Here is a 17,788-nt window from a genome sequence, read left to right on the forward strand (position 1 = left end):
CATAACTCTATAATAATGGTTCAACAGCGGCAATAGCTGTATCACTTAACGACGCATCAGCCATTGTTTGCGTAAAATAGCGCAGTTCATCCTTGTAGAAAGGGGCTATGTCATCGTCTTGCATAACTAAGATGTCATAATAGCGAAATTTTGATGTCAACTGGTAGAACAGTAGATTCCTAAAGCAGCACAGGTCTGAAAGACTATACTTCCCCATCAAATAACCAGTATTATCGTAAACAAGACATTGGTTGTAGCCATACTTATTGAATATTACTAGAGCCCTAAGGCAGTCGTCCACATAATTCTCATTACCGCAGGCATCACATTCAAAGAGTACTACGGGCTTGTGCTCTTCTAAGAGTTTTTCTGCTCCATATATCACCTCGAAGTCAAACCCATCCGTATCGATTTTAACCAAGTGTATTTGCTCATTATATGGCACTCTATTAATCATGTCGTCGAGCGTTTGGCTTCGGGCAGGCCTACCGTCATTAGATAGATATATCTGCGCTGTTCCGCCTTGTGTATTAATGTCTACTTTGCTCTGTCGACTTATCGCCGAGCACATACTATTGGAAATTATTACATTTGGATTTGATTGCCAGTTCATGGCGAGATACTTCGCAAATATTGGATTGGGCTCAATTGCGAGGAACGTGTCTCTGTCTGATTTCATTAATGCAGCAATGGTATCCCCAATATTCGCTCCAACATCGATACACCTAATGTAGTCACGATACTGATGCAGATAGTGACTAACTCTACCCGGTAGCCGATCGTAATTGGGTGCCCATGCTATATATTGCGGAAGCTGATGAGACATAGGCATCGACAATTCTTTGCCGTGTACTGACAGGATGCATGCGGGATCGCCTAAACACCGGACCATAGCCCGCCGAGTGAAAGAAAAGATTCTTCTGGTAATTCCTCTGGATAACAAAGAATTTTTGTATACAATTGATGCTAGCCACAAAATCCATCTCCTGCTTGGATAAAAATTCAACGACTTCCGAAAGGTACTTTATCACTATATGATATACTGCATTTACATATGAGCATGAGGACCAGTTATCTTTTATTACTTAGCATGCAACAGCATGATTCATAGCCAGCTTAATTGAGACTAATGTTACACCTTGCCCAATTTATTTCTAAATATAGTTCATCACTTACTGTCTGTCAACTTGATCTGCCCAGTGGGCTTGACGTCCGGGTTCGCGGAGGTTATCTGATACTCATCACTCACCGGCATTATTGCCAAGGGTAGGCAGATATGTTCTATATTGACTTCCTTGTCTTAGGCTTGTAAATAATTAAGCGCATCTTTACTTATTGGGATCAAGGTATCGATCAGGCACCTTCGGTTGTTCGGCATGGGGTAGAGCGATGGCGCGCCCTGCATCCTGAATGGTCCCTGTCTGTCTTAGATAATACCTCTGTGAATGAGTATCTTGCCATTTACAAGTGTAATTGCAACCACCTTATACCTCAGACACGATCTGATTTACTCCGGTATGCACTTTTACATCGGCATGGTGGTTTATGGGTCGATTCAACTACGTATCCAGTAGTATCGCTTGACCGCTGGCTACCACATGTTTTAGGGAAGTCAACGTTATTCTGCTTCGAATTTTCATATAATTACCGCAGGATGGACAATTGGTTGGTGTACGCGGATGAAGGATCAAAGCCATTTCGTATCTGGTTCGATCACATATGCGATTATTGGACTAAGAACAGAGTCTTTATTGATGAGCAAGAGCTAGACAGGCTGTCTCTTAACCAGGAGAATGGATACAACCCACTTGCAATACTGGATTTAACCATGTGTGATAGCGTGATCGGCGATAGGCATCTGTATCATTGGTCACAACTTATCTTCGAGAAGCTAGTTAGCATTGACGACGAATTCCGAGCAAACTGGAAGAGGCTCCATAAGGTAGATGGGCATGCCTGTACGAATCTTCAATACTACGAGAAGAGAAACAAGACTTTTCCAAGAAATCTACTAAGGAAAGTCCTTCGTTATTCTGATATTCAGAAGATGAAGTCTTACATGTTCAATAGCCCAGTTATCAAACTAGATTGGCGAGAAGACTATGATCTGAATCGGTTAGACATGGCTGCTGGCCGAGTCGTAGATGAATTGCTGTCGCCGCCGAATCATTTACGGCTATGATTACTTTATGAGCTACTTATTATAGATTTATAGGTTGAGGCATCTCAATACAAGAGCTACATGCACTCAGTTGACGGAGACTGCATCATGCGTCATGTCCAGAATTATGTTTTACAGCCTATTTATAGACTACGTTAATCATACCTATATTTTATGCATATCTATATATTACTTATTTTCTACTATAGGGCATGTTATTTCTTTAAATCTAAATGCTTTCAATCTCTGTTTAACATCGAATAAGAGTGAGTGCTGAAACCATTCCTGTATTGCCAGCCGTCGCCAGGGGATATTGATAGGTGCCCTGTGGTGGTCACAAATCTCCTTCATAAGACTATGATACAGCAGCGGAGTCATCCTTCTAGGAAAATGGAGCAGCGCTGGCTCTATTACATCGTTCTCTTGGTCGATGTATGTACAGCGAGGTTTAAGAACATCAAGGGATAGGGTTGACCTGTTGACGCCGCCTAGGAATCCTACTACCTGCTTATCACGAGCAGGTAGAATGCCTTGCTCGGTCATTGTTATTCCAAGGACGTCTTCATCCGCCAGGCTCGCGCCGGGTGCGATCTCGTGATAGTTATTCCCTATTTCTCTTGCACGGTGGAAGACTTTGAAACAACCTGGCTTCTCGAAATAAGCGTGGCCAGCGCCTCCGATCTCAGAGAAATGACTAACTCCTATTCTCTCAAGCTGAGCTATGCGATCAAGGCCGAAGGCACTGATACCACCTGAGAGAACGCGTCCACGTGCCATGTAAGCACAACCTCTCCATGACTCTGTTATCTGTCTTACGTCTTTAAATGAAAGCATATCAGCATCAAGGAAGAGTGTATTTTGGAAGGGTGAATACTCGTCTAAATATAGTTTATGCTCGAAACCCTTTATATCACACCGTTCAGGAATAAGAGTCTCGTAATAACCTTCTAGCTTGCAGATTACATCGGGCGCAGCTACGCACGCTAGGGGCAATTCTTTGCTTGTTGTTCGAAGACTGAGCGATAGTGCAATTGCTTTATGCCAGTCAAATCTTGTTGCTAGTACCAGTATACCAAGACACATGTCTACCTCATATATTTATACGTATACACTTCCAGACGCGCTTCTTAAACCAAGACTTTCAGTGAACTCATATGGACAGGTATCAATTAATCTTGCAACTTGTTTTTTTATATCCTCTATCTTACTATTTAAGTACCATCTTTCGCCCCTTTCTACGCTATCTACAAAACTAGCTGTTACTCCCAAGTATGCTGAAAAGTCATGCCATTTAAAAGGGCAGTCAATATGCCCTTTTGAATAGAATGCGAATGGAACACCATACGCATAGGCAACTATTGCACCATGCAATGATGCTGATAAAATAAATTTTGACGACGCTACCCGATCTATCCATAACTCGACTGAACGGCTACTGCCCTGAATACTAGGACTCATTATTAAATCACAACCAGTGCTCGATAACACTGATTCATTACACGGCGTATTGAGATGAGGTATGAATAGTTTTTTGTTCAGATAATTATTACTCACTCGAGGTGAATACAGCAGTGGGAGTAGGAGAGCACTGTCACCCACCACCTCTACATCACCTCCAAGCACAGCTGAGGTTAGCGGTCCACGTACACCATGAAATGTGCATATATCGAGAAGCATTCGAGAGATATCTGTAGATTTTCTCGCGCCACACGACCAATAGTGTATAGGCACCCCGCGGCGATAGGCATCTTGCATATACTCTTCGTGTATTACACTCCCTATTAAATATATATAGCTTCTATTGAGCTCATGTTTCGTGCGAGAGATAAAGTTTTTATAGTAGTATTCAGCTAGGTAATCACCAAAGTTATGGTAGCCAGATTTTTTATATCCATACTTCAGTGTCACCCCGCGCTCTCTTAGACCATAGAGTGTAAGCTTGTCTCCGATTTCTGTCTTACATCTACTAAGTAATTTTCTCACATTCATATTGGCGTACCACTCAGGCTAGAAATAGAATACACACTACAGTACAAATTGACAAGATATCTAACAGACGATCATCTACCTTGATAGATATCGCGTGCAGTAGAACATAGGGGTACAGTGCGATGGAGCCTGCTGCCAGTCCCCAGATCATACCTATTGGTCCCGCCATAGCATACCCTATACATGTTGCAACCACTCTAAAGAGAGATCGCAGTATCTGGGCCATAGCAACTGCTCGAGAGTCTCCTGCGGCAAGCAACGCTGTCAAATAGGTTCCACACACAATATCTAATATGCTAGCAGCAGCAGCCGGTGCTATAAAGTCACCTATCAAGATATATCTAGGGTCATATAAGAAGTCAGTTATAGTATCTCCCAAGAAGGCGGTCATGCCCAGTATTGGTAGAGAGATGGCTGTTGCTGTATACCTTCCTAGCCGTGTGCTATGAATATATCTTTGGCTATCATTCTGTACTTTTGATAGTACTGGAAAAAATATTTTAGCTTGCAATAACTCAACAATAGTTCGTATAACTGTACATAGCATCATCGCGATTGTGATCTGCCCCAGAAGATCGATCGCAACAAATAGACCTCTTATTAGCTGAAGCCCCTGGCCGCCAGCATATGTTGCTACTGTTGATATTGCTATCCACTTACCATACCCAAGTAAAGATTTCAGGGACTCCTTCTCAATGCTCAGCCGATGTTGATGACTGGGGAGCAGCCAGTGTCCTATGACTACACTTGTTGTCGAACCCAATATACCGCCCGCTATAAGTGACCAGACTGTTGGTGACACCCACGCCCATGCCACCATCACCACGATGGTGACAAGCTGACCGATCAGCTGTAACAGTGTTACTCTCCCCAGCTGTAGTTGACGGTTTGTTGTATGGACCGCTGTCGTCTGAAAACCACTTATCGTCGCGGTAACACCGACCACGGGCAGCAGTAGTGCGAGCTCGGGCTCGCCGTAGAGCAAGGAGACCGGCCACGCAATTAAGCACGCGAATAACCAGAGCACAAAGCCCCGCACGATCTGTATCGTCCACGCGGTGTTGAGAAATTTGGGGTCATCCCCTCGAGCATTCTGAATGATCGATGGCCCGATACCGACATCGGAAAACATCTGGAGGCCGGTCATGAAGACCGATACCAGCGCCATCAGTCCGAACGCCTCAGGAAACAGCAACCTTGTGAGGATGAGATTCGACCCCAGCCGCAAAACCTGTGAGGCTCCATAGCCCGCGACGGTCCAGGCCGACCCCTTAAGCGCCATCGCTTTGAGTCCCCCGCCTTTGATGACCCGCAGACCCGGCAGGGCCGTGATCCGGTCTTTGAGCCGCCTGGAGAAGGAGGTGTCCGGCTGAGCGGGGAGTTCGGGTTGGACAGGGTTATCGGCCATGTGGATGAGGGCACCGAATAGGCACTGCCCATGGCATTATCGACGCATCGGGCGGTAAAGATCAGATACGCTCGGCCATCCGGGCGGGTTTGCCCGACTGCCCGATACCGGCTAAATTCTTGGGTTCTACACGTTTAGCGAGGTAACGGGCATGAAAGTCATCTGCGATCGGGGAGCCCTGGTCGAAGCACTGAACACGGTCTCTGGCGTTGTGCTGGCACGCACGCCCAAACCGGTGCTGCGCTGCGTCAAGCTGGCCGCCGAGACCAGCCCGCCAACCCTGACGCTGATCGGCACCGACACCGAAGTCACGGTCACCCTCAAGACCGAGCGTATCGAGGTCGCCGAAGCCGGTGAGGCCCTGATCCCCGCTGATAAGCTCGGGCAGATCGTCCGCGAGTCCATCGATCCCACCATCGAGATCGCCACGGACGAGGAATCCGCCGTCATCACCGGCAAGGACTCGCGGTTCAAGGTCTTCGGCTATCCGGTGTCGGATTTTGCTTCGGTCCCGGGGTTTGAAGGCGATGCCGAGTTCGAGATCGCCGCCGGCGACCTGCACCGGCTGATCTCGATGACGATTTTCGCCACGGCCCGCGAGAACAGCCGCTACGCCATCAACGGCGTGCTCTTGGAACGAACCGGCAACAAGCTCTCGGTCGTCGCCACCGACGGCCACCGGCTGGCTCTGGCCAAGGGCTCCTGCAAAGGCGGGTCGGACGAATCCAAGACCGCCATCGTCCCGACCAAAGCCCTGAACCTGCTGCTGAAGCTGTTCGATGACACGGAGCAGTCGGTGCGATGCAAGATCGCCGACAACCAGATCTTCTTCGCGACCGACCAGGCCGTGCTCGTCTCCAACCTGGTCGAAGGCAACTTCCCGCCCTACCAGGACGTGGTGCCCAAGGACGGAGACAAGAAGGCCCAGGTCAGCACCGATCTGCTGGTCTCGGCTGTTCGCCGAGCTGCCTTGTTGACTAACGAGGAATCCAAAGGCGTCCGGTTGGCCTTCGACAACGACGGCCTCACCCTGACCAGCCGGGCTCCCGAGATGGGCGAGGCCGAGATCAAGAGCGAGCTCAACAGCTATGCCGGCGAAGCCATCGAGATCGGCTTCAACCCCGCCTACATCCTTGACGCCCTCAAGGTGGTCGATAGCGAGGAGGTCACGCTGGAGATGAAAGCCGCCAACAAACCCGGCATCATCCGGACCGACCAGCACTTCCTCTACGTCGTGATGCCCGTCAGCCTGAATTGAGCCCGCCATGGACGAGACCTTCGGCTGGACCGACATCGAAGACATCGCCCTCGCCCTCGTCGAGCAGCACCCCGATCGGGACCCGACCGCTATCGGCTTCCCGCAGCTCCGGCAGCTGGTTGAATCCCTCGACGGCTTCGTCGCCGACCCGGAGCATCGGGTCAACGAGCAGATCCTGGAGGCCATCCAGTCCACCTGGATCGAGGAGAAAGAGGAAGCCGACGCCGATGACGACGACGGCCCTTCCTACAAGCCCAACAACCCCTTCCGCTAAACCCGCGGAAGGTTCATCCATCGAGCCGATGAACTAAACTCAGGCCATGACCGATTTCCCCACCAGCCAGGCACAAGCGCATGCGACCACCATCGCTCCGGACGCAGGTAGCGGGAGCTGGTGGTCGCGGTGCTACGAGCGTTGGGAAGCCAGGCTGTCTCGGCTGTCTACCCGCAATCGCTTCTGGCAGAAGCTGTTCTCAATGGTCTTCCTGCCTCTGGCGTACCGAAGCGGCATCCGCTTCATCAAGGGTGACGAGAGCAGCTTCTCCGCCATCCTGCCCTTCCGTCGCTTCAACCGGAACTGGTACAACGCCATGGCCGGGGGGGCCCTTCTCGGCAACGCCGAAGTCGCTGGTGGGATGTACGTCTTCGAGAAGTGCGGGGCCGACTACACCGTCGTCTGCAAGCATCTCGAATACACCTTCCGCCGACCCTGCTTCGGACCGGCGGTCTACCGGATCACCCCCCGTCAGAACATCGACGAACTGGTCGCGACCGGAAGCGAGTTCAACCTCACCGTCGATATGCAGATCCTCCAGATGGTCGCATCGGGTGAGCATAAGGAACGCCGTGTCGGCCAGAGCACGGCGACTTTCCACGTGACGCCCAAGTCGCAGGCCCGCAAGCACAGCCAGAAGCTCAAGCTGGTCACCAAGCGTCAGACCGAGCCGGACGCGTGAAACAGACTGAAGCCATGGGAAGGGTGCCCGAGAACGAGACCGCGCCGCCGAGTTCGCTCTGGATGACGCTGGCCTGGGCCGGTTACCTCGGTGCCTCATGGACCTGGGTGATCGGGATGTTCTTCCCGGCGCTCCTGCTTCGAGACCACGGCATCCTGGGTTTCCTGGCGTTCGCCATCCCGAACGTGCTGGGTGCCGCCGCGATGGCCTGGTGGGTGGCCAACCGTGAAGCCAGCATCCATATCGTGGGCGTGCACCGCCGGGCAGCCCTCGGTTTCTCAGACGTCACGATCATGTTCCACGCCTTCGGGCTGACCTGCCTGGTCTCGCCGTTGCTCGGCTGGCCCGGCGTCGTAGCCGCGGTCGTGATTGCTTTGCTGGTCTGGGCCATCAATGCCAGATACCTCCGGGTCACGGCGCTGCTGGGCCTCATCAGCGTTCTGGTCTCCGCCGCGGTGGTCTACCGGTTCATGGAAGCCGTCAAACCCGCCGAGCCTCTGGACCTGAGCATCAGCCCGCAGGCCACCGCCGATCTGATCTGGCTGGTCCCCGTGCTCGCGGGTGGTTTTTTGCTCTGCCCCTACCTGGACATGACCTTCCATCGTGCCCGGCAGAACACCACCGCGGCGACAGGTCGACTCGCCTTCTCACTCGGTTTCGCCGGGGTCTTCATGGGCATGATCCTGCTCTCGCTCTGGTACGCCCCGCAGATCATCGGCCTGTTTGGCGAAGGGCTGCCCGCAGACAGGTCGCAGGCGATCTGGCTCTGGCTGGGCATCCACTTCGTTCTGCAGACCGGGTACACCGTCGGCCTGCACCTGCATGAAATCACGACCCACCGTGGCGGGCATGGGGTCTTCCGTGTCATCGTCTTCTCCATCGTGGCCGCCGCCGGAGGCCTTTGGGTCTACGGCGCTCCCGAAGCCGAGGCCGGAGCGCGCATCGAAACCGGCTATCGCTTCTTCCTCCTGGCCTACGGCCTGCTCTTCCCGGCTTACGTCGTGATCTGCATGATCCCGAACCGCCGGGGCGTCGAGCTGCGGGTCGCCTGGCGGGCCTGCCTGGTCACTGTCCTGCTCGCCGGCCCGATGGCCTACCTCGGCTTCGTCGGAGGCTCCAACCCCTGGTGGTGCCTGGGTGCCCTGGGCATGATCGGGCTGGGCCGAATGGGTCTCACGTGGATGCCCAAAACGTTAGTACCAATTTATTTGAGTGAAGCCGTTAGCCGCGAAAGGGATAATTAGTCATAAAACCCGCGAACGGTGTGTTTGTATTTGTTCATGGGGCTGCAGCATGCGGGATTTCACACTGCTAGCAGACCTGCCGATAAGTAAACTATACTGTACCCACGCTTCAATGGAGCGCCTGCGAGAACGATCAAGCAACTTATCAAGAACCACACACTAGTCTCTATTTATTGGGCTTTACGCAAGGCGTACAGGTTGAGTTCGCCTACTGCAAGAGACCAAGACCAGCAGGAGAAGTTGCTGTATCAGAAGCTGCTACCTCCGAGTGCGCTCTGCTTCGATGTCGGCTGTCATCTAGGACGAAAAGCAGGGGCCATGCTCAAAGCAAAGGCGCGCGTCATCGGCATCGAACCAGAACCGCTCAGCCAACGCATGCTTGAGCACGAATTCCGATTCTCAAATCATTTTACCCTTGTAAAAAAAGGGATCGCCGACACCAAGGGAAAGCGAGATCTACATGTCGGCCGCAATCTATCTATGACTAGCTTTCGTGATGACTGGACTTCATCTTCTTATACCATTGAGGTTGAAATAGATACCCTTGATTCGATGATTGAACAATATGGCAAGCCTTACTACATAAAGATTGATGTTGAAGCTAGAAGAATCAGTCCCGCAAGGCCTGTCCCAGAAGGTGTCACTGATCAGCTTCGAGTTTCACACTGAAGAGGCAAAGCGAGCTATCAGATGCCTCAAACACTGCCAGTCTCTCGGTATGTACAGCTGCAATGTAACCAATATGGATGACGGTTCGATGTACTACCATCATCCACTTTCAATAGACGAAATGTGCAAAGAACTAACTGTATGGACTAAGGGTACACGTGGCGACATATACATTGCTGAAAATAATGAGATGTTGACATGGAGTGTATAATTTTCTTATATTCTCACGGTAGATCCAAACCTTGGCCTGATGCTCTTCTGTTGAACGTATGAACACATCCTCCCGTGGGGCCTTTTTCTGTATGCTGCTACGCAGCTTTGTTCACTTGACATGTTAAGCATATCGTGATCTAGGAGACTATGTACGGAAAGTGAATTAGTTTTGTTAAGTATTCTACAATAGTCGCAGGAAAACCGTTGATCAAAGAACGACTCGGACAGCTCGGTCGATCCGTCATGCGGCACCTCATGGGTCTGGCCTGGCCGCTCGATCGCCAGAGACCCCTGGATAGCACGTACAGCATCCTGCTGGGCGTGCCCTGGGCACTCCACGACCTCACCGACGTCAACCTCAAGGCCATCTCTCAGTGCAGGCTCGATCGGCTGCGTGACATCCACGTCGTCTTCGATCGACCCCAGAAACCCGGCATGCGCGAGTTTGCCGACCGGCTCGGGGCACGCTGGCCGCAGCTGCCGATCCGGGTCCACTGGCACCCGCCCCTGATCGGCAGGCTTGTGGAGAAGGTTGGCGTCTCGACCTTCTTCAACGGGGCGAACATCCTCACCGCCCTGCGTGCCAACCGCTCAAAATGCCTCATCCTCCACGACTTTGACCTCTACCCGCTGAAGGCTGATTTCTTCGAAGCCATCGCCGCCAACATCCTCGACAAGCACCTCGATTTTTCCGGCTTCGAGTTCACCGAATTCAACGCGCTCACGGCCGAAGACCGGGTCATCGGCACCTGGGGCCTGGCCATCAACGTCGAGCGGCTCTGCGCCAACCACCGCGCCCACGAGGTGCTCCACCGCCGGATGGACCTGCCCGATGGCCGCCAGTAGGTCCGGCTCGATCCCCTCAGTGCGATCCAGATCCGGGGAGCCACCCGCGAGCTGGGCGAAGGCCTCGTCGGTTCAGATGCCTGCCACGTCAAGAACCTCTGCAGCAGCTACCTGAGGCTGCATCAGGGCAAGCCGCAGGCCGTCGCCTGGCGGCTTCACTACCTCGCCTACCTCAGAGACGTCACCGACGAGTCGCAGGGTCACGTCCCACGGCTGACCGAGGCCATGGAGCAAGCCAGTACACCGGTTCTCCACGTCGAAGGCGTCGATGTCGATTTCTCCGACACCCATCCCACCTGCGCCAATGTCCTCGAGAACGAATTGCTTAGACTGGATCAGCACCTGCTCGGAGAAGTGCGCCCGAGCACCGAAAGATTCCTCGCCGCAACCAGGTCCTTCCTCGACCGGTTCGGCTCCAAGGACGGCTGATCGATGTCCCTAACCTCCGGACGCGCCACGTTCTGTCGCTATCTCGTCGAAGGCGATGCCCCATCCACGGTGGATGAAACCGCCCTGTCGGTCTTATCCGAACACGCCTTCGTGGCCTCCGCGGTCCCCGACGACCGCGAGCCCGAAGTCGGCTTCGTCACCAACGAGCACCTGCTGGACACCCAGTTCACCCTCGAAAAAGTCGGCTACGGCGAGCCCGGACGCCCGCTGCTGCTGGCCGCCGTCCGCATCGATACGCATCAGCCTCCGAGCGAACTCCGCAAAGCCTACGAAAGGCTCAACGCCGCCTCCGCGGGTGCCGGCCCCGCCCCGGCCTCCGCCGACGAGCTGGCCGAGCACCAGATCAGCCAGGAACGGGCCGAGGGCAAGTTCCGCAAGTCCAAGGTCATCCCCTTCCTCTGGGACCTCCAACGCGGCGAACTGTTGCTCGGCACCAACGCACAAGGCGCCTGCGACCGGGCCATCGCCTTCATCACCAACGCCTTCGCCATCCGGGCCATCCCGCTCTCAGCGGGGTCGCTCGCCGAACACCTGCTCAAGAAAGCCGGAGCCAAGCGCGACCTCGAAGACGCCCAGGCCTCCGCCTTCACCGCCCCGCCAACCGGCAGCGAGAACGCAGCCACCGGCCCCAAACGAGCCGGCCCGCCCCTGCCCTGGGTCAGCAAAGCCCACGACCTCCGAGACTTCCTCGGCGACGAATGGCTGATCTGGCTCTGGCACCGCTTCGAGACGGCCCAGGGCGCGATCCCTCTCGGTCAGCGGCCGGGCGACAAGGTCGCTCCCTCTGACAACGGATTTGTCGGACTCACCAAGAGCCTCGACATGGAGTGCGCCTGGGGTCTCACCGGCAAACAGATGCTCCGCGCCGATGCCCCCACACGTCTCGCCGAGGCCGGCGAGGCTTTGAAGAAGGGCAAGTGGCCGCGCAAGGCAGGCCTGCTCGTCTCCGATGGCGAGCATCACTGGGAGATGACGCTCCAGGCCGAATCCCTGGGTATTTCCTCTGCTCTGCTACCCGAGATCGAAGACGTGGAGGACGAGCGCCAGCTCATCAACCGCCGATTCGAGCTCATCCTCGAACTCGCTGCCTGGATCGACCGCTGTTTTGCCGGCTTCCTTGCCGAACGCATCGACCAGGGCTGGGGCCGCCGAAAAGCCGCCATCCGATCCTGGATCGAAGGCCGCTGACCGCTTGCCTCAGAATCAGCGTGACGCCGTGGTCCGCAGATTGAGGATCAACTCGATCTTGCCGAGGTGTTCATCGAGCTTCTCAGCGATCTGCCGGGCATCCAGCCCGTCATCCGCCAGTTCATGGACCGATCGGGTGAGAGTCTGCATCGGCGTCTCACCCGATGCCGATGGCCCACTTTCAGACGCCGTCGCAGCCGACGCTTGAACACCGGTCGCCTCTTGGTCAGTCTCAGCCAGGGACAGATTCGCAGGCGGCTGCCCCAGTTGCTTCTCCAGCCGCTGCAGCTGATCGATCCTGATCTCGGCTTCCTGAATCATCCGCTCCAGCCTTAGCGTCTTGGCGTCGATCTGAGCGCTGAACCGCCTAGTCAGCTCCTCCACCTCTAGCATCAGCGTCCCGAGATCATCCCGGAGCCGCTTGCGCTCCTTGAGACCCTCAAGCTGATCCCGGGCACTCACCGCCGGCCCCTGCTTCTGCCGACGACGGCTGAAGCTGTAAAGCGACATGATGATGAACAGGATGCCGACGACCGGCAGCAGATTCTTGAGCATCTCCATCAGGCTTCCCCCCGCTTGTCATCCACCAGAAAACGACGCGTCGCAACGGCATCGATCGCCGCCTGCACCAGTCGCAAAGGCTCACCCGCCGACTCGGCCAACTCCGCCGCATCCTCAAACTCGGCTCGTGCAACGATGTCCCGACCGCCCATCGACCCCACTTTCACCCGCGCCTCCCCATACGCCGTGGTGACCCGCTCGATCCGCCGATCCAGAACCACCCGGTCCCAGGCCCGTGCCCGCACCCCGAAGCTACCGGTCAGACGGAGCACCAACTCGGCCATCGCCTGCTGCTGATCGGGAACCACCAGCAGGCTCAGCATCACCGCCGAACGCCCCTTCTTCATCCCGATAGACGTCCACCAGGCATCCAGAGCCCCAGCATCCATGAGAGCCGACACCGTGTGCCCGATCGTCTCGCCGGTCGTGTCGTCGAGGTTCACAGCCAGCTCCACCACACCGGTCACGGTGCCGCCTTCCGCAAGCTGGCTGACGGTCCTGGCACTCACAGACAACAGACTCCTGTCATGGGAACACATCGACACCTTATTATCGGGCCCATGCAGGCAGCATCCGCAAAGGTTGTGCACGACCCTCTCGTCCGCGAGATCGCGCACGCCCTGCGCCACCGATGCGGGTACCAGCCCCGGCCGCACCGCTCGATCGTCGTCGGCTGCTCGGCCGGCGGGGACTCCCAGGCCCTCCTCCACGCCCTGTGTTGGCTCAGCGGACGCCGAAGCTGGCCCTTCAAAGTCATCCTCGCGCACGTCAACCACCACCTCACCGAACAGTCCGACGAGGCCGAAGCCCTCCTCCGCGAGCAGGCCGACCGACTCGGCATCACTTACGCCCATCGCAGCATCCACCCCCACCACCACGGCGGGAACCTCGAAAACACCGCCCGCAAGCAACGACACGCCGCCCTCCGCTCCATCGCACATGAACACGACGCCTCGGCCATCGCCCTCGCCCACCACGCCGATGACCAGCTCGAAACCATGCTCATGCGCCTGCTCCGCGGGGCCTCCCCCGCCGGACTCGCCGGCATGGCCTGGACCCGCCAGTCAACACGCTCCGGGCTCCAGCTCATCCGGCCCATGCTCGCCGTGACCCACGCTCAGGCCCTCGATTTCCTGCAACGTCACGAGATCCCCTGGCTGGAAGACCCGCTCAACAGCAAACCCAATGTCCGCCGCAATCGCCTCCGCGCCGGCGTCCTGCCCACCCTCCGCGAAAGCTGGCCCAACGGTCACGAGCGCGCGCTCGATGCCGCCGATCAACTCCGGCAATGGGCCCGTTTCATCGACGCCCAGGCCCGGCACGTCCGCGATCACTTCCAGGAAACCCCCACCGGCCCCATCGCCCAGAGGGACAAGCTCGCAGCATCGCCCGACCCGCTGCTCGCCACCGCCCTCCGAGCCGAACTCCTCCAGGCTGGCGTCCCCTCCGATCGGCTCAAAACCAAGACCCTCCAGCGGCTCGTCCCGGCCATCCGTGATCGCTCCAGCCAACCCAGACACTGGCACCTGGCCAACGACATCACAGTGACACTCGATCACCGTTCACTGCGGATCACGATGCGCTCTGGTCCCGACCGATCTGTTCCTCGTCCCGCCAATTAACCCGCGGAGCGTCGCCCCAGAGCATTTCCAGGTCGTAGTGAGCGCGCGTCAGCGGCTCGAAGAGGTGGAACATGATCGACGAGAAATCGATCACCCGCCAGGTCGAGGCCGCATCATTCTCCCCGCCGTAACGCTCGATCCCCCGCTCCTTGGCCAGCTCGATGACACGACTCGCCACACCCATCAGCTGACGCTCCGACGTCCCGCTGCCCAGCACCAGGTAGTCCGTGATCTGACTCACCTCGCGCACATCAAACACCAGCACGTCCTCGCAGTGCAGGTCGGTCAGCAGCCGCGCCGCATCACACGCAAACTGCCGGCTCGGACCATCCGGATACATCTGCCTCACGGGTGGCGTCGGCCCGTCCGAATCGTGCGCGGGCGGATCGACAGCAGCTTCGGCATCCTCCACGCGGCGCACCTCATCCCTGTTGGACGCTTCAGAATCAGGCTCGGGCAATCCAGACGACGCAGGCGGCGGGCAGGTCATAAGCAGGCAGCACTCCAAAGGAAAACCCGGACCGAACAGGTCCGGGTCTCCATTGTAGAAGGGATAGCCTTAAAGCAAGCCGCCGGCTACAGACCGATCCAGGAACCGATTTCCGGGCTGAAACGCACGATCACGCCCGCAAACACCACCGAAACGATCGAAACCAGCTTGATCAGGATGTTTAGCGACGGGCCAGAGGTGTCCTTGAAGGGATCGCCTACTGTGTCGCCGACCACGGTCGCTTTGTGATCGGCAGAACCCTTGCCGCCCTGCTCGCCGGTCTCGATGTATTTCTTGGCGTTGTCCCAGGCACCGCCCGCGTTCGCCATGAAGATCGCTACCGCAAAGCCGCAGACCAGCGTGCCCGCCAGCAGGCCCATCGTCCCGGGCACACCCAGGATCAACCCCGTGAGAATCGGAACCACCACGGCGAGCATCGACGGCAGCACCATCTCACGCAGCGCGCCGGTCGTGGAGATCGCGACACAGCTCGCATAATCCGGGTACTGCTTGCCATCGACGTGGGTCTCGTCCGGCCACTGGCGGGGATCGCTGATCTGCGCCTCGGTCATCCCGCTGGCTACGAAGCCCTGCTTCATAATCACGAACTGCCGACGACACTCCAGCATCATGCTGTAGGCCGCGCGACCCACCGCGTTCATCGTCATCGCGCAGAACACCATCACCAGCATCACCCCGATGAACAGCCCACAAAGCACCTGCGGGTTCATCAGCGACACCTGATAGAACTCGAGCAGCTGCGTCAGGTCGGCCGCGCCCGCCGGAACCACCTCGAAGTTGTAGCTCTCGGCTCCAACCCGAAGCTGGGCATCGTAAAAACGCCTGGACCCGTGCTGCAGCACGGTCAGATCGGCATCACCAGCCGCCAGCGTCCGCTCGATCAGGTTCCGATCCTGATGAGACATCAACAGACCCGCATCGATCGACCCGGTACCCGGGTCGGTGATCCGAAACAGCCCGTGGCCTACATAGTCGCCTTCCAGCCGGAGCACCCCCTCCGGGATCGTGCCATCGGCACTGGCCATCAGGCTGGTGAACGGACCGGCGTCCTCCATCGCCACCACCTGCTGCGTCAGCGACGCCTGCACCGTAATGACATAGGCCGCCAGCAACGCCAGCGCCGTCAGCGCCGCCGAACCAATCGCAAACCCTTTGCCCGTCGCCGCCGTCGTGTTCCCGAGGCTGTCGAGCATATCGGTCCGCTCACGCACATGAGGCGGCTGATGCGTCATCTCCGCATTCCCGCCGGCGTTGTCCGCGATCGGCCCGTAAGCATCCGTCGCCAGGGTGATACCGAGCGTTGCCAGCATCCCGACCGCCGCAATCCCTACCCCGAACACACCCATCAGGAACTCATCGCCCCCACCGGCCAGTGTGAAGGCCGACATGATCGCCACCACCACCGTCAGTAGCGGGACCCACGTCGAGGTCATGCCTTCAGCGATGCCCGCGATGATCACCGTTGCCGGACCGGTCTCGGCCTGCTTGCTGATCCGACGGGTCGGGCTGTGCTCGTAGGACGTATAGAACTCGGTGCCACGGGCGATCACCAGACCGGCGACCAGACCCGCAACAATCGCACCCCAGATACCCAGCACGCTGATCTGCTCGATCCCGCCAAGCAGCCAGTAGAGCACGCCCAGCGACCCCACCACGATCATCGCAGAGCTGGCAAACACGCCCGCATGAAGCGAGCGCAGCAACTCGGCAAAACCGGCACCCTCACGCGCCCGCACGAGGTGGATCGCCAGGATCGAACACACAATCCCAAGACCCGCCACCGCCGGAGCCGCCACGACCAGCGCGAGCGCCGCGTCCAGACTGAACTCCAGCCGCATCGCTGCCGCCGAAGCCAAGGCCATCGCCGCCAGAATCGATCCGTAATAGCTCTCGTAAAGGTCCGCGCCCATGCCCGCGACATCGCCGACGTTGTCGCCCACGTTGTCCGCGATCGTCGCCGGGTTGCGCGCGTCATCCTCAGGAATCCCCGCCTCAACCTTGCCGACGAGGTCGGCACCCACATCCGCTGCCTTCGTGTAGATGCCCCCACCCACGCGGGCAAACAGCGCCTGCAGCGAAGCCCCCATCGCGAAACTCAGCGTGATCGTCGTCAGATGGACCAGCCCGATCGGACCCTCAGCCCCAAAGAGCATGTAGAGCACCGCGAACCAGACCGCGATATCAATCAGCGCAAACCCGGTCACACACAAACCCATGACCGCACCGGCTCGAAACGCCACCTGCAAACCCTGATTCAGCGACTCACGCGCCGCCGCCGCCGTCCGCGCTGAAGCATTCGTCGCCGTCTTCATCCCGAAGTAACCACACAACCCCGAGAACAAACCCGCCACCGCGACACCCAGAGGCGTCCACTGAGGCGTATCCAGAAAAGCCGACATCAGCACCAGCAGCACGATCAACGCCGCAAACACAATCATCACGACATTGCGCTGCTGAGCCAGGTAGGCATACGCACCGGCACGCACCGCCGCCGCCACCTTGACCATCGCCGGATCGCCCTCGCTCTGAGCCATGATCCCCGCGTAAAAACGCCAGGCAAACAGGAGCGCAAGAACCCCCGCCGCAGGGGCGAGGTAGTAAGCAGCTGGCAGCGAAGCCGAAACCAGAGCCGGATCGGTCGCAGCAATCGTCAGGGCGGTCCAAAGAGTCATCTCAACATCCTCGATAAGGAACGGTCCGCAGGAAGGAATC

At 56.9% G+C, this 17,788-nt stretch carries 18 protein-coding genes; 9 read left to right on the forward strand and 9 right to left on the reverse strand.

The genetic code is table 11. The features are described 5' to 3' along the window. Nucleotides 1-7: 7 nt before the first annotated feature. A complete protein-coding gene (locus ACQZAB_RS03595; protein WP_428390130.1) occupies nt 8-892 on the reverse strand; it encodes an FkbM family methyltransferase in 885 nt (294 codons plus the stop codon). Between the two features lie 432 nt (nt 893-1,324). Between ACQZAB_RS03595 and ACQZAB_RS03600 the strand changes: the two genes are divergently transcribed. Beyond that, a complete protein-coding gene (locus ACQZAB_RS03600) occupies nt 1,325-2,182 on the forward strand; it encodes a capsular polysaccharide synthesis protein (protein ID WP_428390131.1) in 858 nt (285 codons plus the stop codon). A gap of 168 nt (nt 2,183-2,350) precedes the next feature. On the opposite strand, the gene ACQZAB_RS03605 is transcribed toward ACQZAB_RS03600, so the two are convergent. The 3 genes from ACQZAB_RS03605 to ACQZAB_RS03615 form a co-directional block, all read right to left on the reverse strand. Continuing rightward, a complete protein-coding gene (locus tag ACQZAB_RS03605; protein WP_428387146.1) occupies nt 2,351-3,244 on the reverse strand; it encodes a hypothetical protein in 894 nt (297 codons plus the stop codon). A 15-nt stretch (nt 3,245-3,259) separates the two neighbouring features. Next, nucleotides 3,260-4,069, reverse strand: a complete 810-nt coding sequence (locus ACQZAB_RS03610; protein WP_428387148.1) for a polysaccharide pyruvyl transferase family protein — start codon at nt 4,067-4,069, stop codon at nt 3,260-3,262. Nucleotides 4,070-4,163: 94 nt separating this feature from the next. Next, nucleotides 4,164-5,558 carry an oligosaccharide flippase family protein gene (locus ACQZAB_RS03615; RefSeq protein ID WP_428387150.1) on the reverse strand — a complete coding sequence of 465 codons (1,395 nt, stop codon included), beginning with the start codon at nt 5,556-5,558 and terminating at the stop codon, nt 4,164-4,166. Nucleotides 5,559-5,709: 151 nt separating this feature from the next. Between ACQZAB_RS03615 and dnaN the strand changes: the two genes are divergently transcribed. From dnaN to ACQZAB_RS03645, 6 genes are all read left to right on the forward strand, one after another. Continuing rightward, nucleotides 5,710-6,816, forward strand: a complete 1,107-nt coding sequence (dnaN, locus tag ACQZAB_RS03620; protein WP_428387152.1) for a DNA polymerase III subunit beta — start codon at nt 5,710-5,712, stop codon at nt 6,814-6,816. 7 nt (nt 6,817-6,823) lie between these two features. Beyond that, nucleotides 6,824-7,090 (forward strand): Fe-S cluster assembly protein IscX, encoded by a 267-nt coding sequence (iscX, locus tag ACQZAB_RS03625; protein WP_428387154.1) that lies wholly within the window; start codon nt 6,824-6,826, stop codon nt 7,088-7,090. 46 nt (nt 7,091-7,136) lie between these two features. After that, nucleotides 7,137-7,772: a PaaI family thioesterase gene (locus ACQZAB_RS03630; RefSeq protein WP_428387156.1), complete on the forward strand. Its 636-nt coding sequence runs from the start codon at nt 7,137-7,139 to the stop codon at nt 7,770-7,772. Then, on the forward strand, nt 7,769-9,016 hold the full coding sequence (locus ACQZAB_RS03635; protein WP_428387158.1) for a hypothetical protein: 1,248 nt from the start codon (nt 7,769-7,771) through the stop codon (nt 9,014-9,016). Before ACQZAB_RS03630 ends, ACQZAB_RS03635 begins: the two co-directional genes overlap by 4 nt. Nucleotides 9,017-9,256: 240 nt before the next feature. Beyond that, nucleotides 9,257-9,685: an FkbM family methyltransferase gene (locus tag ACQZAB_RS03640; protein WP_428390132.1), complete on the forward strand. Its 429-nt coding sequence runs from the start codon at nt 9,257-9,259 to the stop codon at nt 9,683-9,685. A gap of 417 nt (nt 9,686-10,102) precedes the next feature. Then, nucleotides 10,103-10,744, forward strand: a complete 642-nt coding sequence (locus ACQZAB_RS03645; RefSeq protein WP_428387160.1) for a hypothetical protein — start codon at nt 10,103-10,105, stop codon at nt 10,742-10,744. A gap of 72 nt (nt 10,745-10,816) precedes the next feature. Here the strand turns inward: ACQZAB_RS03645 and ACQZAB_RS03650 are convergent, their stop codons facing one another. Continuing rightward, the gene (locus tag ACQZAB_RS03650; protein ID WP_428387162.1) at nt 10,817-11,086 is read right to left on the reverse strand and encodes a hypothetical protein; all 270 of its coding nucleotides are present in this window, start codon (nt 11,084-11,086) and stop codon (nt 10,817-10,819) included. A gap of 90 nt (nt 11,087-11,176) precedes the next feature. Here ACQZAB_RS03650 and ACQZAB_RS03655 point away from each other — a divergent pair, with 90 nt between their 5' ends. After that, nucleotides 11,177-12,382 (forward strand): hypothetical protein, encoded by a 1,206-nt coding sequence (locus tag ACQZAB_RS03655; protein ID WP_428387164.1) that lies wholly within the window; start codon nt 11,177-11,179, stop codon nt 12,380-12,382. Between the two features lie 15 nt (nt 12,383-12,397). Here the strand turns inward: ACQZAB_RS03655 and ACQZAB_RS03660 are convergent, their stop codons facing one another. Continuing rightward, a complete protein-coding gene (locus tag ACQZAB_RS03660) occupies nt 12,398-12,943 on the reverse strand; it encodes a hypothetical protein (RefSeq protein WP_428387165.1) in 546 nt (181 codons plus the stop codon). Beyond that, nucleotides 12,943-13,452: a nickel insertion protein gene (gene larC / locus ACQZAB_RS03665; protein ID WP_428387167.1), complete on the reverse strand. Its 510-nt coding sequence runs from the start codon at nt 13,450-13,452 to the stop codon at nt 12,943-12,945. Before larC ends, ACQZAB_RS03660 begins: the two co-directional genes overlap by 1 nt. Before the next feature lie 51 nt (nt 13,453-13,503). On the opposite strand from larC, the gene tilS reads away from it, so the two are divergent. After that, on the forward strand, nt 13,504-14,565 hold the full coding sequence (gene tilS / locus ACQZAB_RS03670) for a tRNA lysidine(34) synthetase TilS (RefSeq protein ID WP_428387169.1): 1,062 nt from the start codon (nt 13,504-13,506) through the stop codon (nt 14,563-14,565). Here the strand turns inward: tilS and rsfS are convergent. Both rsfS and ACQZAB_RS03680 read right to left on the reverse strand, forming a co-directional pair. Then, on the reverse strand, nt 14,516-15,055 hold the full coding sequence (rsfS, locus tag ACQZAB_RS03675) for a ribosome silencing factor (RefSeq protein WP_428387171.1): 540 nt from the start codon (nt 15,053-15,055) through the stop codon (nt 14,516-14,518). The two genes, tilS and rsfS, sit on opposite strands and share 50 nt — an antisense overlap. A gap of 86 nt (nt 15,056-15,141) precedes the next feature. Continuing rightward, complete coding sequence (locus ACQZAB_RS03680; protein WP_428387176.1) at nt 15,142-17,748, reverse strand: proton/sodium-translocating pyrophosphatase; 2,607 nt, start codon at nt 17,746-17,748, stop codon at nt 15,142-15,144. Between the last annotated feature and the right edge of the window lie 40 nt (nt 17,749-17,788).

It is taken from the genome of Mucisphaera sp. (assembly GCF_965279675.1).
Classification (GTDB): Bacteria; Planctomycetota; Phycisphaerae; order Phycisphaerales; family Phycisphaeraceae; genus Mucisphaera.